The organism is Mycobacteroides franklinii (genome assembly GCF_002013895.1).
GTDB classification, from domain to species: domain Bacteria; phylum Actinomycetota; class Actinomycetes; order Mycobacteriales; family Mycobacteriaceae; genus Mycobacterium; species Mycobacterium franklinii.
Map to the genome: position 1 here is coordinate 1 of NZ_MAFQ01000028.1, position 19,789 is coordinate 19,789.

Consider the following 19,789-nt stretch of genomic DNA (forward strand, 5'->3'; position numbering starts at 1 on the left):
CGCTGCATGACTTTTAGCCCATCGGGCAACATCGCGCTAGGCACCCACAGATAGAGATGCGCGTCCTGCGCGAGGATGGATTGCACGGGCATATCGCAGATGTCGTCGAGCGCCATGGTGGCGTAACGCGGTCTGAGCCCGCTCTCTGGCGACATGCCCGAGCGCCGATTCCCGAACCGCCAGGGCGGGTCGGCCAGCACGCATTTGAAGCCGTCTGGGGTGGTGGGGAGGTTCATCGGATTCAGTACGTGAAAGCCATCGGCGTCCAATGTCCATAAGCCTGGACCAGGAGTATCCCAATGGTTCGAGGCGTCGTGTCCTGCGAGGGACATTCCTGATTCACCATTGCGTCGAGCCGATACACCGGCATCGGGCGCACGAGCCCCGGAACGATTTTCGTTCCTTGTGTCCCCTGATCCCGAACGTCCGTCAAGACGTAGCGGCAGCCGATGGGTGGAATCACCGATTGTATGGACTGCTCTTGCGCCAGGTCGGCGGCGTGCTCTTCAGGCTTCACATAATGCTCGTGATAATCACGCAGAACCCCCGCCTTCGCGGAGTCGCGCGTATTCAAACCATCGATGACAGACTGCGCTTTCTGCCGTTGCTTCTCGGGTGTGAAGTGTGACAGCTCTGGCGCGGTCGTGTCTTCATCGGGGAAAAACAACAAGAGCCCCATGAACGCAACCATGAGCACTGCGATAACCGCTCCGACACTCAGCAAGGCAAGCCCGAAGCGGGATTTCGCCGATGCCCCCGAACCGCGAGCCGAATTTCTCAGGACCACCCCGGCGACGAGGGCTGTCACACCCGCAAGGAGGATTGCAGTCCAGACGGTTGCCGACGACGAGTTCCCCTCGTCTGGATGGGTATAGAAGATAACAACACCCGATATAGCCAGTATCGCCGCACCTACGAATACGGTGAGAGCGCCAGCACCAAACCTGTTTTTGTACACAGTCATCCGTTCGGGTAATTCAAATGCACGAATTCCGCTTGGGCGGGTCCGCCAATGAACGAGGGGTCTATCGGAGCCCAGCTCTTGTGGAAGTTATTCGTCCCCGAGTGCTGGTCCACTACGTCCATCAAGGTGCCATCGGCTGCCCGTACCTGTCCGGCATAGACGGCAACGTGGTCAATCTTCCCAGCATTGTCCTTGTAATAAACAAGGTCTCCCGGCACCAGTCCCGCCTTGGACGGGGCTAGAGGATCAAGCCCGCTAGCGGTAGGAGTTCCCATCACACCCGTAATCTGTCCCCGCCCTGAATGCTGAGTTAGGTAATCATGAGATGCGGCGGCGTTATTCCAGGTTTGTGATTCGTGGTTCCATCTGTTGAAGGTGTCTTTGTTGTAATACCAGTCATCGCGGTCGCCGTGGTGCCAGTCGTCCCAACCGTCGCCCTCGTCCTTGAATCCACCTGCGCGCAGTGCCTGGGATACGAAGTTTGTGCAGTCTTCTGGATATACCTTGTAGTCAGGGTTATTTCCGTCTGCCCACTTGTCAGCGTATTCGATTGCTCTGCGACGCGCCTCCGACAAGTCAGGCGGAAGAATCAAATCATCGCCACTGCCCTTGTCCGTTTTGTAGTCCATCGCCTGGGCACCAGCGAGCGTGCGCCCTTCTAAGCCCCGCGCCTCGGCGGTCAGCTCACCTGCCACCTTCTCATCGGTGGACGCCAAACCCTGTGCGTGCCAGCGCAGAAACTCGGTGAGCTGCTGGGCCTCGGCCTTGCGGGCGGCGCGCTCGGAGTCGCTGCCACCGCTTCGGGCGTCGGTGACCGTCAGGTCTTCGCTGACCGTGTATCCCTTACCCTCGACTTCCTGGATAGCATTGACGGTCGCACGCTTGGCCCCGTCAATGTCCTCAGCACCACGGCGCGCGATCCGCGCAAGTTCCCTCTTGATGGAGCACTGGGTTCGCACCATGTCCTGGGCTTCACGCGCATCGTCGTAAGCGGCAGTAGCCCCCGCACCCGTCCAGTCGGTGCCGCTAGGCGCTCGTACGTTGTTGACGTGCTGCTCAAACGCCTGTTCGGACTGGTCAGCGAACTTCTCCCACGCCGTCGCGGCCTCGTGCAGATGCGTGGTGGTCCACTGGAATATCTGGGATTTCGTCGGCATCTTCGACGGTGCGATGGCAGCCACTTACATCGTCTCCCCGAACGACTTGGCGCTGCCAACATCGGTGTTCTCGTACCCGTTCGCGCCAGCGCGCAGAGTCCCCGACCGACCTGACAGGAACGCCGCTTGATCAGCCCGAACACCCGAAATCAGGGCATGCACGGACTGCACAGCGCCAGCGGTGGGCTGCGAACCACCAGCAGAACCAGCAATATTTGAGCTGTTCAGCTCACTTGCAAGGTCATCGCTTCGTCCCGCTGCTCGGCGCAGTCCACCAGGATCCACATTCAACGACTCAGCCATTTCGACAGTCCTCCCAGTTAACGCGAGAATAACACCGTGGCGCGCGGTAGGGACTGGACAATGCCTGCTCAGCCCACCGCCTCGCCTTCCTCGGCCAACCCTTCCCCCTCCACATCTGAATCGCGCCGCACTCTCCAGGCCGCTGTTCTACATGCCGCCGAACACCACACTTTCCGCCTCCCACGGCGCGGCTGACGGAGCACCGCTGCACACCCCAGACACCTCACCATTTCGTCACCAGATTCCGCTTCTGTGACGAAATGGGCACCCTCTCCCAGACCCTCCAGCACCCTATTCGACCACACAATTTCCGTCCGCCGGCCGTCACCGCTGCCTTGCGCCGTCAACATCGGAATCTCGTAGCGGTACCAGCCATCCAGCATCCCGTCCCACAGCGCACTGGCATATCCGCTCACCACGACCGACGCATCAGCCCCGACGCACGCCTCGGCCAACTCCCGATGCGCCTTCTCCGACCTCATCTCCACCCGATACTCCCCGCCGCGCCGAACCCCCTTATCCACGATGTACGGAGGGTCCACATACAGCAGGTTTCCACGGTCACCACCGTACGCCGAAACCAGCTCGACGGCGGGGCGACACTCCAGGCTCACACGCTGAATCCGCTTGGCGGCAGCACCAATTCGTCCCGCGTACCGCTGGAGAACAACGGGCATCGGGGTGGACACGGGTCGCAAGTCGTGCCGCCAGCCCGTGCGCGTGAGGCTCCCGGACCTCCCTTGCGTCAACGCCACGAACACCCGCCGCGCAATCTCCAGCTCGTCCAGCTCACTCGAAATCTCTTGCGCCAGTGCCCTTTCAGCCCGACTGTGCGGGGTCAGGGAACACATCCGTTCCAAGTCGTCGGGACGGTCCCGCAACACCCTCCAGAAAGTCATCAGGTGGTTATCCAAATCGTTGACGGTCTCTTGGCGCGAGGGCCGCTTCGCCAGCAGGACAGCCAGGGAGCCCCCGCAGACCTCGATGTAGTGTTTATGTGCGGGCAACACCGAAGCCAGCCGTGGGGCTAGCCAGGCTTTTCCACCGAAATAAGGCACGGGAGAACGGGTCACGAGACGTGATGCTACCGGGAATCCCCGTCTCTTCTGGGATTTCCGCAGCCACAATCCACCGAACGCTCCCCTGCGGTCTTGTGCACGTGGCACACGACATACCAGTCGATGTCGCCCCGCTCGGCGGGCGGCAGAGTGTCCAGACACGCTATCCACTCGTCTATCTGCTCAACGGCGATCACGTGGACTTGCGTGTCGGGGTGATAGTCCCACCCCGAGTCCAGCTCAGCGTCGGGCTGATCGTCCCAGACACCTTCGGGCAACTCGGTGTCGGATGGAGCCCACCGCATGGCGTCTGACCACGGGTACTGCCAATCATCCAGAGACTCGTCGTCCCCATCATCGAGCAGTCCGTCAATCCGACCAATCAGGTCATCCATGGGTCACCGTTTCCGGTCGAAAACGTCCGGAAACTCCCCCACCGTGTGACGGGTTTCCGAACACCCGTGTGACGGGTTTCCCCGTCCCCGCACCCTCCCAGCACCCCCGCACTGGCTCGGACGACCCCAAGCCTTCGGCTCGGAGCCGCCCTCGCGCGGAACACCCTGATCTGCGCGGCCACGGGTCAGCCCGACTCCCCGAGCACTCGGTACAGCGTGCTCCTCCCGACACCCAGGCTCCGAGCCACCTCGGGCACCCGATGACCCGCCCCAACCAATGTCCGAGCCTGCTCGACCTGTCCATCGGTCATCGCCGCTGGACGCCCAATCCTGGCTCCCCGCGACCGCGCGGCCTGGAGTCCAGCCTGCGTCCGCTCGATGATAAGCGCCCTCTCGAACTCAGCCAGCGCCCCGAACACGGACAGAACCAGCCTCCCCGATGCCGAGGACGTGTCGATGGATTCGGTGAGGCTGCGCAGGTGAATCCCCTTGGCACTCAGGGATTCCACGAGTTCCAGCAGGTTCCGCAGGGAGCGAGCCAGGCGGTCGAGCCTCCAGACGACCAGGGTGTCACCCTCGCGCAACACTTCCAGGCACTTGTCGAGTTCGGGTCGGGAGGAGACCGAGCCCGACACTCCCTCGTCCACGAACACTCGCTCGACGCCAGCGCCGTTGAGGGCGTCGAGCTGGAGGTCGGTGGACTGCTCGACGGTCGAGACCCGCGCATAGCCAATCAACATGTCTCTAAACCCTCAATCATCTGAGATTCGGGAATCCTCTTGTGGGACAGGCTTTTGAGACCGTGAATGTCATGGTCGGCGTAACACGACCTCTCGGAGCCGAGTCGTCCCAAAGGTGTTCGGTTCTGGGACTGGCTGAGAGCGACATACAGACCGACGATGAGCAGCCGTTCCTCGTGGGTCAAGGGCGGCTCGGTCTCAGTCATCCGACTCCACCGCCTCGACGTACTTGTTCACCAATCGCGCCCAGCACCAACGGAGTTCGGATACCGCCGACTCCCGTGCCGAGTCGGAACACATGACCAGCACGTCGTCACGACTGTCGGCGGCGTGGCGCTCTTGGAGGGTGCGGGCAGCCCCGAGAACCCGTGACCAGCCCGTCGTCAGCGCCGCCCACGCCTCCGGGTTCTCGTCAGCCGAGCAGCGTTGGGCGTCGGGGCCACGGGCGTGTTGCGGTTCATCGAACAGTTCGGCGAGAGCCATCAGATGCGCTCGGAGCGTGGGGGTTTCGGACATGACTCGACGCTAGGACGGATGGGCGAGGAGGGCAATCGAGAAGGGCGCACGTCCCCACGTATTGCGGACTAGCGAGGTCGTCCAGGCTGATTCATTAGTCCAAAGTCCGCCCCAAAGTACTGCTTACAATCTCACTCAGGGGTGCGTTTACGTTCTCGGGCGGCGTCATATCCAGCTTGTACTGGTTGTATCCGCCCTGTTCCGCGAGGGCAAGGAAGTCGGTCTTTCGCCCCCACCAGTCGTTAACCGAGAGTGTGCCGCCGACCCACGGGATAGAGGCATCCCAAGCGCGTTGGTCAGCGTTCTCCGGCGCAAGGACGGCGATGGCAGCGAGCCCGAGGATCGCGGACTCTGGCAATCTCACCGCGTCGGGGGTGAACCTCATCGAATGATTACCCGCCACACCGCCGCAAAGCTGTAGCTCGAAACCTTCCTCAACGTCGTCACCATGACCATGTGCACAGCGATGCACGTGATAGAGGACATCCGCGATATCGGACCGACCATCAGAGCTTTGCTTTTTTATCTTGTAGGGGAAGCGAGTCCTGTACAGGTCGATAGCAGGCATCCCGATGTGCTCGAAGACGAGTAACTCTTCACGGATGATGTTGGTGAACCGCTTAGCGTTGGGTTCCTTGCTGCCGAATCGCTTACTTGCCGTCCCATCAACGGCGTTGCAGGCGTGAAGCATGGCCGCCTCTCCGTAGACCTTGCGGCGTTCACCTTCGTGCCGCCTAGCGACCTCCAACGTCTCTAACGCCAGCTGAACGCAATGACCAACCCTCACAACGAACAGGGTAAGACTCTTCTTGGGATTTCAGAAGAGTGCCGCAGCGGCTTCATCGAAGCCATCACGTGCACTGACCCCAGATGCCACTATGAGTCGAACACTCCCCCTGTTCGACTCGGACACAACAGGATTCAGGAAAATTCTTTCGACCAATTTCTCCAGAACGCGTCATCTGGAGGGGTGAAAATCGAAATGTGTGATGCGCTAGATGAATGGCCAGGAACACGACCGCGCACCTCGCGGTGGTCGATGCTGCCCTGGTACGGGCCATAGCCGCCCAAGTGGCCGATGAGCTTCGTCCCGCCCTCGCCCAAGCTCCTCGCCAATGGCTGACCCCTGAGGAAGCGGCTACCTACCTCAAGGTGACACCGCAGAAGCTCGCAGACTTGCGCTACCTGCGAGAAGGGCCGACTTTCCGCAAGGTCGGGCGGCTCATCCGCTACACCCACGAGGATCTGGACGCCTGGCTTGACCAGGGCACTGTGCAGACCCGCGACTCCGCGTAACCCCCGGATAGTCTCAGCACATGGCAACCATCGAGAGCTACACCGTCGCGGGCGGCAAGCGGTACATGGTGCGCTACCGAGCCCCCAACGGCAAGCAGACCAAGAAGCGTGGATTTGGGACGAAACGTGCCGCCGAGGCGTTCGCCGCGACGGTCGAGGTGGACAAGATGACGGGCGCATACGTCGCCCCCTCGTTGGGACTGATCACGGTTGGTGAACTTGGCCCCGACTGGTTGGAGAAGAAGACAGCATTCGTGTCCCCTTCATGGGCGCACACGCTGGAAATCGCGTGGCGCGTCCACGTCAAGCCTCGCTGGGGTGCCACCAAACTCAGCGACATCGACCCTCTGCAAGTCGAGACCTGGGTGGCCGAGCTTTCACGTGGCAAGTCCGCGACCGTCGTCATCCGTGCACACAACATTCTGGCTGGGATACTGGATGACGCTGTGAAGGCACGCCGCTTGGCGTCGAACCCGTCGAGACACATCGACAACCTCCCGAAGAAGCGTGGCAAGAAGCACGTCTACCTCACCGCAGACGACGTGGACGCCCTGGCGAATGCCTGCCTGACGCCTGACAACCAGACCATCGTCTATGTGCTTGCGTTTTGCGGACTCCGTTGGGGAGAACTCATCGCGCTGCGGGTCAGGGACATCGAGTTCCTGCGACGGCGTATCTCGGTCCATCGGAACGCCGTGTGGGTCGGCACCAAATGCAAAGTCGGAGAGACCAAAGGCAAAGAGAACCGCAGCGTTCCCGTCCCCGAGTTCGTGCTGACCAAGCTGTCCGAGCAATGCAGGGGCAGGGGGGCCAACGACCTCGTGTTCCCGAACCGTGAGGGCACGTTCCGTGGGGTGAACAAGGCTCCGCGCGGCTGGTTCGCGCGAGCGGTCGCTCGCTCCGGCATCGACTCCACAACCACCCCGCACTCTTTGCGGCATACCTGCGCAAGCCTCACGGTCTCAGCAGGAGGCAATGTCCTCGTACTTGCGCGGATGCTCGGACACAAGGACGCATCGGTCACTTTGAAGACCTATTCCGACTTGTTCGACTCCGACCTGGACGCGCTCGCCGAACAGCTTCACACGAAGTACGAACTGGCGGATAAATCCACCCCTGCCCGTGGGCACATTTTGGGCACAAACGTGCCCGATTGAAGCCGAACCCACCCGATGACGTGGGGCATATGAAATGCTCAAATACCATTTTCGAGCTCCTGACCTGTACCTGAAAAGGGGTTCAAGTCCCCCTTCGCCCACAAGTAAGTGGGCTGAGAAGCCCAACGACAAAGGGTCAGGAACTCGAACAGGGTTCCTGACCCTTTCTCATTCTCACGGCACGTGGAGTGGTCCTCTTCGGTGCGCGGCCGTCTCGCGGGCTGTTCGTACAGCTGACTGTTGGTTCGCCAGTGGCGTGAGCGCCCGGTTTCTAGACCAGGTCCGATAGCGGCGGTGTTTGCGTCACCGAATCGCGGAGCGCGTAGATCGTCAAAGTTTGCTCTATGGGTGGACGACTGTCGGTAACAGTCTGTACCGTTATCTCCAGAGTCTTTGCCTTCGTGCGATGGAGATGATTGTGGCCGGGTATGAAATACCGACAGAACGCCTGACAACAGCGACCGATGACCGCAATCCCAGTGCCTCGGGGGCAGCGCATGAAATGTTTTCTGCCGGTGATCGCGAAACCGCGCCGTCCTCGGGAAGAGACGGAGTTCGGCATCTCACGGCATTCGCTATAGGTCTCATCTTGGTGATGGCCGGGGTAGCTGGTTTCCACCATCTGTATCGCGGTGGGGATAGTGCCGGGGACTGGATCGTGTGGGTCGCGGCGTTGCTGGCCTGGCTGACCGCGCTTGGCGGCGGAGTCAAGTTGGCTACCTGGGGCATCAAACCGGTCATCGATGCGGTATCCGAGGCGGCTCAGGAGCGGTTCTCCGAAGCTGTGCAATCAACGGTCGCGGCGCTCGGGATCGTCTTTGGCGCGGTGGGCTTGTGGTGGGTGCTGCGCGGCGGATACGCCCAATGGTGGCAGTCGATTTCCGGTGAGCCGGGGTGGTCGCTGACGGTGGGCGTCGGCCAAATGCTGGTCGCAGTGCTGGCGGGGGCGACACTGTTCACCGGCGGTAAGTATCTGGCCGGTTTGACCGGGCAAGTTCTTGCCGATGCTGGGCTCGTCAGAACCGAAAACACTGCTGCACACCGCAATCCAACCGACGATGGAGCAGGTGCTGAGTCGCATCCAATGCTGGTCGCGGCGCTGGCCGCCGGTGGACTGGCGCTGGTGGCGATGACGGTGTGGCTGACCCCGAAACTCGCTCCCACCGTCATCGGTACTAACGCCGTTGCCGCGGCCGGAGCGATCGCGGCACTGTTGTTGTGGGGCGTGGGGGCAAACCTGGGCTGGTGGAAAGGCCTGGAAGGGCTGTACGCCTGGGCCACCGCAGCGTCTGAAAAGACAGCCGCTGTCGCCGGTATCGTTGCCGTGCTGATGTTTTCGGCCGGTGGACTTGGTCTGGGCTGGTTCACCCCGGCGACGGTGCCGCAGGCGCACGCCCAATGCCCACCCGATTGCGGCGGCGGCTCCAACGGGTCCAACTCCTACGGCCCGGATGCCTCCCAGTTTCAGCCGCCGCAGATGCCCAACCAGATGCCGGACTACCAGGGCGGTAACTACGGCTCCAACCAAGCCCCGCTAGATCAAAATTCAGGAATCTCGATCTACAACACCCAAGCGCCCTCGGTGAGCCAAGGCACCAGCGGTCAAAGCGCGCAGCAGTCGCTGCAGGGCTCTCAGACACCCCAGCACGGCAGCCAAATCCCGGATTACCAATCCGCGACCCCCTACACGCAAGGGCCCGGTGCCCCCAACCCGGATTACAATGGCGGGCAAGCCAATCAGGGTGCTCCGCAGCAGCAGACGCCTCAACAGCCGCCAGCCATTCAAGACCAAGGTCAGCAGCCACCGCAACAGTCCGATCAGCAGAAGATCGATGACCTGACCAAGCAGCTGCAACAGCAGAAGGGGCAGCAGAAGCAGAACGGCAATCAGAAGCTGCCCAAGGCGCCGAGCAAGGACAAGAAGAAGGACGATCAGCAGGATCGCGATAAGCAGTCCGGTGACAACGATCTGACCGCACTGTTGTTGGGTGCCGCCTCCACACGCCGCCGTAAGCAAGGCGAACAAGACCAGCCCGAACAAGGCCAGCAGCAGGCACAAGGCCCCGATACGCAGGCGCTGCCCCAAGATGGTGCGCAGATGGGTCAGTCGCTGCCCAGCGACGTCACCAACACCGTCTCTGACAGCGTGAATTTGGGCCAGTCCGCAGGATCGGCGGCGCAGAATTTCGGGTCAGCGGCCCAGGCCGGGGCGTCGATCGCGTCCAGCGCACAGTCCGGGGCAGTCAACCCCATGGACGCGGTTGCGTTGGTGCAGGGCATCTCCGGAGGGATCAGCAATACCGCCGATGCGGTGAACTCGGGCACCTCGATCGCCTCGACCTGGCTCAATGAGGCCGGCCAGGGTGCGCAGCTGGCGGCTGACGCCAACCCGCAACTGAAACCGCAGGCTCAACAAGTGGAGCAACTGACCATGACCGCCGGACAAGTTTCTGACCTGACCGGCCAGGTCGCCGGCGGTGTCTCCCAAGCGTCCGGGCTCGTCAACACCGCATCTAGCTTGGGTGCCTCCGGCATGCCGGATACCAGCGGAGCGAGTGATCTGCTCTCCGACGGCGGCACTGCGCAGGCCCTAAGTGGCGGATCGGGCTTGGGCGGCCATCTTGCGCAGGCACCGATGGAACCGCCATCGCCCACACCGACACCGCCGAACTACCCGGAAGTACCCCGCACGATCACACCGACTCCGAGTGCCTCACCGGCACCATCCCCTAACCCTGAAATCCCCCGAACCATCACACTCACACCGCCCTCAACGAGTCCGTCGACGCCGCCACCGGCACCGAGTACGTCGTCAACCCCCGAGCCTCACCTGGTACCGCCAGTGACCGCACCAGGACCCACACCCGAACCGCCGCCTACAACCAGCTCAACACCGCCACCGACGCCAACGACAAACCCGCCAACACCATCGAGCACGACAGAGACTTCTCCACCAGCATCGAGCACGACACCACCGCCGCCCGCAGCAGGCCAGTGGGACCCAATCGATTTGAAGGACGTCACCTATGTGAAAGACCCGAATGTCGCCACCGGTCAAGAAGCTGCGCGGGGATACATCAATCAAGCGCTTGACAAGATGGGTATCACTGATCCCGCCGCTCGAGAGAACTGGATGAACGGATACCTGACAATGTCTTACCGTGAATCGACCTGGAATCCGAATGCCATCAACACGTATGACTCAAACGCGCAGGCGTCAACTTACACGGTTGCCGATGGCGAGGGCAACAACGATTCGCGCGGGCTTGTGCAAGCCATACCTACGACATTCGCGGGATATCACCAATCGGGAACCTCAAACAACATCTACGACCCGGTAGCAAGCGTCGCGGCATCGATGAATTACGTCATGCATTTTCCAGCCTACGGCGTTTCACGCGACGGATCTGACTTAGCTCAAATAATCCAGCAGGCCAATCCAAACAAGGGACCTAAGGGGTATTAGCTAATGCTGAAAGAAATTTCTGTGCGAGGACTTGCAATCCTCGGCCTGGTTGCAATCTTATGGTGCGCGGAACTTGTAGTAGCTTATGCCGATCCGGCCGTACTGCCAGCTAATATGTGGATGGACTCTCGACAAATTCCGTTGTACGACATCTACGCCTTTCCGCCGTTAGCGAGCGTTGCAAGGCCGGTGACGGATCCTAGATTCAAAATCGAGGAACTGTGCCAAAGTAAACTGCCTGATGCCCGTGTTCAGCATGGATTCGGTGGTGTTTCAGAACATGCGACGATAAACCAGAGCACAGAGGATTGGTCAGTGCAGGAACAGATCGTGCACTATCCTGGGGATACCTGGACGATGGGCCAAGCTGTAAATTTGATATTTTCTGAACTTATAGGACAAATTAAAGGTTGTGCAGATACTTCGGCGGGGGCGCAGGTCGATATCTCGACATCGATGGCGCGCTGTGCGAATATTACTTCTGGTGGATGCGGTTGGTTCGCGGCTAGCGTATTTATTCCAGAATCGGGAGTTACAGCCCATGTCTATTTGGCCTCCGCGGGTAACTCACTAGCTGAATTGGCGTTATGGTCACGAGACATCGAAGTTCGCTGGCCTCATCCAGCAGACAACTCAGTGCTGACAGCCTTGATCGCACCCCTGTGCCCCCGAGGGCAGTGTTGACGGTGCAATCGTTGTTGCAATATTGCGGCGGTGGCGGTGAGTTAATCTGTAGGCCCACCAGCGGTGTGGTCGACTGTCGCTGGCGGTGATTGTCGGAGTCTGGATCACGGTGCAGGGCAGAATCGTAGTTCCCGTGATCTCAGGGGACGGGCGACATCGCCGTTAACACGAAGTAGCCGACAAACACTGCCATTACATAAGTAGGAACCAGGCAGTAGCTCGGCCCATCGCTCGCAAGTCGTCCTTGATCGTGTGAGTTGTGGTACGCGCCGAGAGCGGTTTTTCGTCAGGACACGGCTCCTGGAGATTGTGACCAGGCATGTCTGACGGCACGCTTGCGCCAGACGGTCAGCTGAAGCACCGCGCTGACGGCCGCCCCGTCTTCGCAACGCCCGACTCCAGCGGTTGCCTCACGCCCGGGTGTCGGTTCGGCTACCGCTGTACGGTCGGCGGCGGTGGGTTTTCTATGATTCGGGCAATAAGGGGGAAGAAATGCCCGATCCATCCGTAGGCGACGACGACGCAGGCCAGCATGAGCCGCAGGGCCGGGGTGCTGTGCGGTGGCAAGAGCCGGGTGTCACGAAGCCGCGACCGCCTACGGTCGCTGAGGCGCGAGCCAGAGATAAGGCGCGCCGGGCCCGTGAAGCCGAGCAGAGGCTGGCCGAGGTGCAGGCGGAGAAGGCCGAGGAACGCCGCCGGACCCGCAAAAACGTCCTGATGGGTTCCGCGGTCGTGGCCGGCATTGCGGCGATCGTGGCCGTGGGTTACGCCGTGATCGACCGCGATGACGATGTCGAGGCCACCTGCGTGCAACAGGGCTCCAACGTCGTCGCCCCCGAGGAGTACTGCGAGCGGGGCACTCCGTCGTCGGGCGGCATGTTCATCTACGCGGGGTCGCCGTACCAGTACTACTACGGTGGGCAGAATCGCGGCATCGGCACGACCGCTACCGGCGGTAGTTTGGAACTGCCGAGAGGCACGACCGCCAAGACCAGCTCGGGCACTCGAATCTCCAAATCCGATGGCTCGGGCAGCGTTTCACGTTCCCCATCGGTATCGCGCGGAGGCTTTGGGTCCAGCAGCTCGGGAAGTTCGGGGAGCTGATGCGTCGCGAGCATGCGAGGCCCCGCCCCGGCTGGGAGCAGACGGTTGCCTCCCAAGGAATGTGTTACGGCACACCGGCGCGGATGGCCGATGGGAGCGATCGTCCGTACTGGGACGAGTCGGTTCATTACGTCTTCGATATGGACGAGGTACTCTCCCTCGAGGCCACCGTCGAGGTGCTGCATTCCATGTGCCTGGAAGCCGTAGAGCAGGTGATTCTGCTGGGCCGCTACCGCGATTTCGGTTTGCCGGAATGGACGTGGGAGCACGTCGAAAAATCTTGGCGCAGAAACGATCCGCATCTATACGGGCGCTTTGATCTGCGATACGACGGCCAGCGGCCTCCGGTTCTGCTGGAGTACAACGCCGATACCCCCACCTCGTTACTGGAAGCGTCTATCTTGCAATGGCATTGGAAGACAGAGGTGTTTCCCGAGGACGATCAATGGAACTCCCTGCATGAGCAGCTGGTGGCGCGCTGGAAGCAGATCGGTGGGCAACTCCCCGGTACGGAAACACATTTCACCTGGTCGTCGGCGGATCAGACCGGCGAAGATCATGTGACCCTGGCCTATTTACAGGAGTGCGCGGCCGAAGCCGGGCTCAACACCGTTGGCCTACCCATCGAGGAGATCGGCTGGGACCGCGACCTCAACCGCCTCGTCGACCTGGAAGAGGCACCGATCGAGTCGATCTTCAAGTTGTATCCGTGGGAGTGGATGCTCGACGACGACTTCGGCCGCCATGCCGTGGATCTGCTGCCCGAGACGCTGTGGATCGAACCGCTGTGGAAGTCGCTGCTGAGCAACAAAGCGATTCTGGCGGTTCTGTGGGAGATGTACCCTGGTCACCCGAATCTGTTGCCGGCCTATCTCGATAGCCCGCATGAGTTGACCGAGTACGTCCGCAAGCCGAAGCTCGGGCGGGAAGGCGCCAACATCACGGTGGTCGGTGCGGGATACGAGACGGCTACCGGCGGTGTTTACGGCGAAGAGGGCTACGTCTACCAGCTGCTCGACCCGCTGCCACAGTTCGATGGCATGAGACCCGTTCTTGGCGCGTGGATTGTCGGCGACGAATCGGCAGGCCTGGGGATCCGCGAGACGGCCGGGCTGATCACCGACGACGGAGCGGCATTCGTTCCACACCGGATACCACCTCAATAAGCGATATCAAGCACAGAGAGATGGGATGACTGCAATGAATGCAGCAGGATACTGGTCGATCATCGCGCACGGCGCGGCGGCCATTTGGCTTTACGCGGCAGTGGGTTTCGTGCTGATGGCCATCGGATTCTTTGTGCTGGACTGGACCACTCCGGGCCCGTTGCGTCAGATGGTCCGGGTGGGTCTGCCCAACGCCGCGGTCATCTCCGCGGCGGGACTGTTGTCGCAGGCGTTCGTGATTGTGCTGGCCATCTACACCGCTTCGGGGAACATCGCCGAGGGCTTGTTGCGCACCCTGGTATTCGGTCTCATCGGCATTGCGGCCCAGACGATCTGCATGAGGCTGATCGAGTGGGTGCTGGGTATCGATGTCGGTGAGCTGCTCGCACAGCGGAAGTTCGCGCCGACAACACTCGTCGTGGCCGCGGCCTACGTCGCGGTCGGGCTGGTCATCGCCACGGCGATCCTGTAGCCAGGGCCCGGCACGAGACCTAGCGCCTTGTGTCTACCCACTCCATGTAGGCCGAACCGCCCACGGGATTCCCTTGGTATTCACCGGTGTAGCTGTAGGCACCCACGTAGCCGCGGCCGTGCCCATAGCGGAGGGTGGAGTCGACGAGCCCGTCCACCGCAAGCACAAGGTGGCCGTGATCGTCGCGGACTGTCCAACTGAGACGATGCGGGATGCGCATGGAGCGCCCCTCCTCGTCGACCAACGGATTGTCGCGGTACTCGCTGACATCCATCCGGACGTCGGTGTACACCTCGGTGGACTTGCCGAGGACCCGCACATGCGCCAGCCGGCAGGCTACGGCGCCACGCGCGCGAACGTCGGTGAGCAGTACCTGGGCTCCGTTGCCGAGATCGATGATCTGGTAGGTGAAGAAGTCGATCGGCAGCTTCAATGGGTTCGGCAGCGGCCGCCGGGTGAGGGACTGATGGCTGAGGAACCGTGCGTACTCGAAGGTGCCCAGACCGCTGATCGCCATGGCACCCGCGGCGTCGGCGATCACACCTGTGTACTCGGCGAGCAGGCTCAGGTGGTCATAGACCGGAGTCTTGACGAAGTAGGACACCTGATCGGTGACGGTCAGCTCGATATCGGCTGAAAAGTGTTGGTACCGGCCGCGAACGGTGACGTGCGGATATTCGACCTGGATCTGTAGGTCATCTCCCCAACGCAAGACGCTGCCGTCCTTGGCGAAGTGGCAGTCGTGGGCCGAATCGTAGGCGCGGTAGTGGTGGTGATCGCCGGCCGCGGTAGAGGAAAGAACCGTGGCGGTGTGCCGGGCGTCCGCCGCGGTGAGGTAGTCGTTGTCGAACAACTCGGCGCCGGTCGCCCCGATCAGGGTCATGGTGTTCAGATACCGGTGCGGTGAATCCAGGTCGGGAAGGAAGACGCCGTAGTGGGTCGCCGCCCAAGGGCCGTCGTCGGCATGCGGCCGCAGGATGCCCGGGTTGGTGAAAGGCTTTCGCGAGGCTTCGAGACGGCGATCGATCCGGGGTAGGAGGCCGTCCACGATGAGACGTGACAGGGCGCGGGAGATGTTTTGGCCGGTCATCGGGTTCCTCCGTCGGTCATCGCAGCGTGTCGAGTCGGCCCGGTGGGTTCGGGCAGTAGGACGCGGTAGTCAGAGATCGAGAATTCTTTGGTGCGGCGCCGGTATTCGTGCACCAGGCCCGGCCAGTTGGTCGTCACGCGCCCGTCGGGACCCACGTACCAACTGTCGCAGCGTGACCACACGCCGACGGTGAGTCGAGCCTGCAGCCCCCCGTCGTACACCTTCTCGGTGCCGGGGTCGACGTCGATCGCGGTACCGCCCCTGAGGGCAGCGACGGCCTGGCGGATGTATACGGCCTGGCATTCGAGCATCGCGACAATCGAACCAGATCCCAGGTTGGTGTTTGGTCCGTACATGAGGAACATGTTGGGAAAGCCGGGCACCGCCATGCCGAGATAGGCCCGGGCCCCCTGACTCCAGCGTTCCCGCAACGTCGCGCCGTCGAGCCCGGTGATGGTCACATGATCGAGAAAACCGCCAGCGGCGAAGCCTGTTCCGTAGATGATGACATCCGCGTCGTGATGTTCCCCGGTGTCGGACAGCACCCCGTTGGGGGTGATCTCGACGATGGAATCCGTGACAAGAGTGACATTTTCGCGCCGCAGGGCCGGTAGGTACGCATTGGAGAAGAGCACACGCTTGCACCCCAGCGGGTAGTCGGGCCAGACCTTCTCGAAAAGTTCCGCGTCACCACGCGTTTGGTATCGCATGAATCTGCGGGAGAGACCAGTCATGGCACGGGACAGCAGTGGCGAGTAGTGCAGCACCCCGGTGAAGCCCTCGGTGAGTGCCAACCAGGTAAGACGTTGTGCACGCAAGGTTGCGGGCAGCCGCGAGGCCAGCAGGTGATGCAGCCGCGTAAGCCGCGAGTCGGGGCGCGGCACGATGTGCGGCGCTGAACGCTGAAAGACGGTGAGTGATCCGACGATTGGAGCGATTTCGGGCACCAGCTGGATGGAGCTGGCGCCGGTACCGATAACCGCGACGCGCCTCCCGAACAGGGACACACTGCCGTCCCATTGCGCGGAGTGGAACGATGGTCCGGCGAAGCAATCGCGCCCAGGGATGGCGGGGACTGCGGGCTGCGACAGCTGCCCGACGGCAGGTACCAGGACATCGGCCCAAAACTGGTCACCCCGGGACGTTTCGAGGCACCACCGGTTGGTGCCGATATCGAAGGACGCGGCGACGACCGAGGTGTTGAAGCGAATACGTTGGCGCACACCGTACTTGTCGGCAGCCGCGCGCAAGTAGTCAAGGATCTCCGGTTGTGGGGCGTACCGGCGTGACCAGCGGGGGTTGGGGTCGAAGGAGAAGCAGTAGTACGCCGAGGGCACGTCGCACGCCGCGCCCGGATAGGTGTTCTCACGCCAGACGCCGCCGACGTCGTGCGACCGCTCGTAGATGGTGACATCGTGTCCGGCCGCGATGAGTTGGATGGCCGCTGCCATCCCTGAAAAACCTGCGCCGATGATCGCTACGGAAGTCATGGAGCACCTCTCTACGAATTGACCGCTCGGTAATATATGTCGAAGTGACCGCGCGGTCAATCCCCCGGTGCGTGAAAAATGCCAGCATCGAGCGCACGAGCGATTGTCCGCCGGTGGGCTCCGCTACCGTCATATGTGTGCAACCCCTCCGGACCGGCAGCAAGGGAATGCCTCGTCAGGAACGGGAGCAATGGATCTTGACCGCCGCCGCCGATGAGTTCGGGGAATCGACTTTCGCGGCGTCGAGCATGAACGGAGTTGCCGCGCGCGCCGAGGTGTCCAAGGCCCTCGTGCTGGCTTACTTCGGGTCCAAAGAGGACCTCTACGTGGCGTGTGTCGAACGTGCCGGGGGGCGCCTGGCCACCGCGATTGGCGAGGCTTTATCGGGATCGTTGACGCGTGCCGAGATTGCCGCGGCGGTGCTCACGGCAATCTTCACCACTCTGGAGAATCGACGCAGCGACTGGCCGGTTCTCTATGACAGGACGGTGCCTAGCGGGCGGGCACGGGACGCAGCCCGGCGACAGCGGACCATCCTGCGAAAGCAGTCTGCCGCGGCGGTGACGAGAACGCTTGGGGCCGTGGGGCTCAGCGATGACGACGACCTCTCGGCGGCGACCCTGGTCTGGGAGAACATGGTTTCGGCATTGGTTGAATGGTGGCGGCACCACCCCGAACGTTCGGCGGATGAGATGGCAGGACGCGCCCGCAGGGTCCTCACGGCATTGTCGGACCGCACCGTCGACGAACTCTGACCACTTGAATCTCTGTGTTGCTGGTGACCTGTGCCACACCCATGCCGGGCAGGGTGGGACTCTCATCGTCGGCACATAGTGTGAACTTCCCTGAAGTAGGGCGCAACAACGCGCAGGTCACGCTCCATTCGTTTCCGGACCGCGCGCTACAGATATGTGTCTAGCAACCTGACACCCAAGTCTTAGAACAGGTCATGGGCTATGGAGTGAACTAAGGCGAACTATCGACAGCTGTATTAGGTGATGCTAACTTGCCTTCATGCGGTCGCAGATTCGCGAGGTCGGATGGTCACCAATGGACATCACAGCTACTTCTCGCTGCAGGTCTGCTGGGGCGTATTCCCCTGCTGGCGCCCTCATTCGGCCCCGGACCGTGTATTCGCTCGCTAGTGAACCTGCTGCTCAGGGAAGGGAGTACCCACGATGAATCTCAACGTCGTTCCAGAAGGTCTGACCGCCACCAGTGCGGCCGTGGAGGCGCTGACCGCGCGTCTGGCTGCCGCGCACGCCGCGGCCGCCCCGGTGATCGGGGCCGTGGTGCCCCCGGCCGCTGACCCGGTCTCGTTGGAGACCGCGGCCGGTTTCAGTGCCCGCGGTATCGAGCACACCGGTGTGGCCGCCCAGGCCGTCGAGGAACTGGGCCGGGCCGGGCTGGGTGTGTCGGAGTCCGCGGCCAGCTACACCACCGGGGATATGCAGGCCGCGGCCACCTACATGATCGCGCGGGGCTAACGCCGGTGTCGGCTCCGATTTGGATGGCTTCGCCTCCCGAGGTGCACTCGGCGCTGCTCAGCGCCGGGCCCGGGCCGGGCGCACTGCTGGCCGCCGCCGCACAATGGCAAGCGTTGTCCACCCAATATGCTATGGCTGCAACGGAATTAACAGAGCTGCTGGGGAGTGCCGCCGGAGGTTCTTGGCAGGGGCCCAGCGCCGCCCAGTACGTCGCCAGTCATACGCCGTATCTGGCGTGGCTGACCCAGCAGAGCGCCACAAGCGCCACCAACGCGACTCTGCAGGAGACGGCCGCAGCCGGCTATACCGCGGCATTGGCCGCCATGCCCACCCTGGCGGAACTGGCCGCCAACCACATGATCCACGGTGTGCTGCTGGCCACCAACTTCCTTGGCATCAATACGATTCCGATCGCATTGAACGAGGCCGACTATGTCCGGATGTGGGTGCAAGCGGCCACCACGATGAGCGTGTATCAGGGTGTCTCGAGCACGGCGCTGGCCGCGACCACGCCGACGCAACCGTCGCCGATGATCATGGCCCCGGGCGGCGAGATGTCCCGGATGTCGGCGGATATGACCTCGATGGCTGCGCAGCCGCAAGCCTTGGAATCCGGTACCGCGCTGGACAGCAGCAACAACATCACCGATCAGCTCATGCGGTTCATGACCAATCCGCTCGGCACGCTGCAGGACATGATCCAAGACTTCATGAAGAACCCGGTCGCCGCGTTCTTCGCGTGGTTCCCGTTGCTGTTCTTCATTGCGTACGAGGCCTTCTTCATCCCCTTCGGGTTCACCTTCTGGGGCGTCTTGCTTTCGGCGCCCGCTTGGCTGCCGATCGTGCTGGGGCTGGCGCTGTCAGCCCTGGTTCCGCCCGCGGCAGTAGAGGAGCCCGCTCACGACGACGAGCCCGGTCGTGAACCGGCGCGGATCGAGCGCAGAAACCCGCAACAAGACCTGCAGCTCGCTCATGTCCCGTCGACACCGCCGATGCCGGGAGGTTCTTCTTCGGCTCCAACGGTTCCCAGCAGTCCGGCGTCGTCGCCAGCGGTTCCTGCTACCGCAACACCGGCATACATGGTCTACGCCGTGCAGGAGGATCCGCCCGCCGCCCGGTTTGGCCCGACGCTGAATGAAGGTGCCGGCGCTAAGGCGCCCGCAGCCGGAATCTCCGCCGCGGCGGCAGCCGCGGCTTCGGCCCGTTCCCGGGCACGCCGCAAGCGCGCGGCCCGGATCAAGGAT

The 19,789-nt window shown here is 62.3% G+C and carries 21 protein-coding genes; 10 read left to right on the forward strand and 11 right to left on the reverse strand.

What is annotated here, in order from left to right:
* The 9 genes from B4393_RS26860 to B4393_RS26905 all read right to left on the reverse strand — a co-directional run.
* Positions 1-236: S-adenosylmethionine-binding domain-containing protein (locus B4393_RS26860; protein ID WP_236743269.1), on the reverse strand; the 236-nt coding region annotated here is incomplete at its 3' end.
* A gap of 5 nt (positions 237-241) precedes the next feature.
* The gene (locus B4393_RS26865) at positions 242-958 is read right to left on the reverse strand and encodes a cation diffusion facilitator family transporter (protein WP_054416661.1); all 717 of its coding nucleotides are present in this window, start codon (positions 956-958) and stop codon (positions 242-244) included.
* Between the two features lie 2 nt (positions 959-960).
* The gene (locus B4393_RS26870) at positions 961-2,145 is read right to left on the reverse strand and encodes an amidase domain-containing protein (RefSeq protein ID WP_052511022.1); all 1,185 of its coding nucleotides are present in this window, start codon (positions 2,143-2,145) and stop codon (positions 961-963) included.
* Complete coding sequence (locus B4393_RS26875) at positions 2,146-2,424, reverse strand: type VII secretion target (protein WP_054492169.1); 279 nt, start codon at positions 2,422-2,424, stop codon at positions 2,146-2,148.
* A gap of 68 nt (positions 2,425-2,492) precedes the next feature.
* Positions 2,493-3,497: a DNA adenine methylase gene (locus B4393_RS26880; RefSeq protein WP_234708031.1), complete on the reverse strand. Its 1,005-nt coding sequence runs from the start codon at positions 3,495-3,497 to the stop codon at positions 2,493-2,495.
* Positions 3,498-3,508: 11 nt separating this feature from the next.
* A complete protein-coding gene (locus tag B4393_RS26885) occupies positions 3,509-3,877 on the reverse strand; it encodes a hypothetical protein (protein ID WP_043078135.1) in 369 nt (122 codons plus the stop codon).
* Positions 3,878-4,062: 185 nt separating this feature from the next.
* Positions 4,063-4,617, reverse strand: coding sequence for a recombinase family protein (locus B4393_RS26890; protein WP_043078134.1), 555 nt, complete (start codon positions 4,615-4,617; stop codon positions 4,063-4,065).
* A gap of 198 nt (positions 4,618-4,815) precedes the next feature.
* Positions 4,816-5,133, reverse strand: coding sequence for a hypothetical protein (locus B4393_RS26900; RefSeq protein ID WP_234708030.1), 318 nt, complete (start codon positions 5,131-5,133; stop codon positions 4,816-4,818).
* A 94-nt stretch (positions 5,134-5,227) separates the two neighbouring features.
* A complete protein-coding gene (locus B4393_RS26905) occupies positions 5,228-5,920 on the reverse strand; it encodes a hypothetical protein (protein ID WP_052511021.1) in 693 nt (230 codons plus the stop codon).
* A gap of 215 nt (positions 5,921-6,135) precedes the next feature.
* Between B4393_RS26905 and B4393_RS26910 the strand changes: the two genes are divergently transcribed.
* The 7 genes from B4393_RS26910 to B4393_RS26935 all read left to right on the forward strand — a co-directional run bounded on the left by B4393_RS26910 (position 6,136) and on the right by B4393_RS26935 (position 14,478).
* Positions 6,136-6,429 carry a helix-turn-helix domain-containing protein gene (locus tag B4393_RS26910; protein ID WP_043078132.1) on the forward strand — a complete coding sequence of 98 codons (294 nt, stop codon included), beginning with the start codon at positions 6,136-6,138 and terminating at the stop codon, positions 6,427-6,429.
* Between the two features lie 20 nt (positions 6,430-6,449).
* Positions 6,450-7,586: a tyrosine-type recombinase/integrase gene (locus tag B4393_RS26915; protein WP_043078131.1), complete on the forward strand. Its 1,137-nt coding sequence runs from the start codon at positions 6,450-6,452 to the stop codon at positions 7,584-7,586.
* A gap of 502 nt (positions 7,587-8,088) precedes the next feature.
* Positions 8,089-11,052: a transglycosylase SLT domain-containing protein gene (locus B4393_RS26920; protein ID WP_413816169.1), complete on the forward strand. Its 2,964-nt coding sequence runs from the start codon at positions 8,089-8,091 to the stop codon at positions 11,050-11,052.
* Between the two features lie 3 nt (positions 11,053-11,055).
* On the forward strand, positions 11,056-11,736 hold the full coding sequence (locus tag B4393_RS27725) for a hypothetical protein (protein ID WP_133052620.1): 681 nt from the start codon (positions 11,056-11,058) through the stop codon (positions 11,734-11,736).
* Positions 11,737-12,291: 555 nt separating this feature from the next.
* On the forward strand, positions 12,292-12,840 hold the full coding sequence (locus B4393_RS26925; RefSeq protein ID WP_078336689.1) for a hypothetical protein: 549 nt from the start codon (positions 12,292-12,294) through the stop codon (positions 12,838-12,840).
* On the forward strand, positions 12,840-14,006 hold the full coding sequence (locus B4393_RS26930) for a glutathionylspermidine synthase family protein (RefSeq protein ID WP_078336686.1): 1,167 nt from the start codon (positions 12,840-12,842) through the stop codon (positions 14,004-14,006). Before B4393_RS26925 ends, B4393_RS26930 begins: the two co-directional genes overlap by 1 nt.
* A gap of 34 nt (positions 14,007-14,040) precedes the next feature.
* Positions 14,041-14,478, forward strand: a complete 438-nt coding sequence (locus B4393_RS26935) for a DUF350 domain-containing protein (RefSeq protein ID WP_078282155.1) — start codon at positions 14,041-14,043, stop codon at positions 14,476-14,478.
* Between the two features lie 19 nt (positions 14,479-14,497).
* On the opposite strand, the gene B4393_RS26940 is transcribed toward B4393_RS26935, so the two are convergent.
* Positions 14,498-15,568, reverse strand: coding sequence for a DUF6670 family protein (locus tag B4393_RS26940; protein WP_078336687.1), 1,071 nt, complete (start codon positions 15,566-15,568; stop codon positions 14,498-14,500).
* On the reverse strand, positions 15,565-17,058 hold the full coding sequence (locus B4393_RS26945; protein ID WP_078336688.1) for a flavin-containing monooxygenase: 1,494 nt from the start codon (positions 17,056-17,058) through the stop codon (positions 15,565-15,567). Before B4393_RS26945 ends, B4393_RS26940 begins: the two co-directional genes overlap by 4 nt.
* Positions 17,059-17,225: 167 nt before the next feature.
* Between B4393_RS26945 and B4393_RS26950 the strand changes: the two genes are divergently transcribed.
* The 3 genes from B4393_RS26950 to B4393_RS26960 all read left to right on the forward strand — a co-directional run.
* The gene (locus B4393_RS26950; RefSeq protein WP_078336690.1) at positions 17,226-17,813 is read left to right on the forward strand and encodes a TetR/AcrR family transcriptional regulator; all 588 of its coding nucleotides are present in this window, start codon (positions 17,226-17,228) and stop codon (positions 17,811-17,813) included.
* Positions 17,814-18,236: 423 nt separating this feature from the next.
* On the forward strand, positions 18,237-18,545 hold the full coding sequence (locus B4393_RS26955) for a PE family protein (RefSeq protein ID WP_070936996.1): 309 nt from the start codon (positions 18,237-18,239) through the stop codon (positions 18,543-18,545).
* A gap of 5 nt (positions 18,546-18,550) precedes the next feature.
* Positions 18,551-19,789: PPE family protein (locus tag B4393_RS26960; RefSeq protein ID WP_078336691.1), on the forward strand; the 1,239-nt coding region annotated here is incomplete at its 3' end.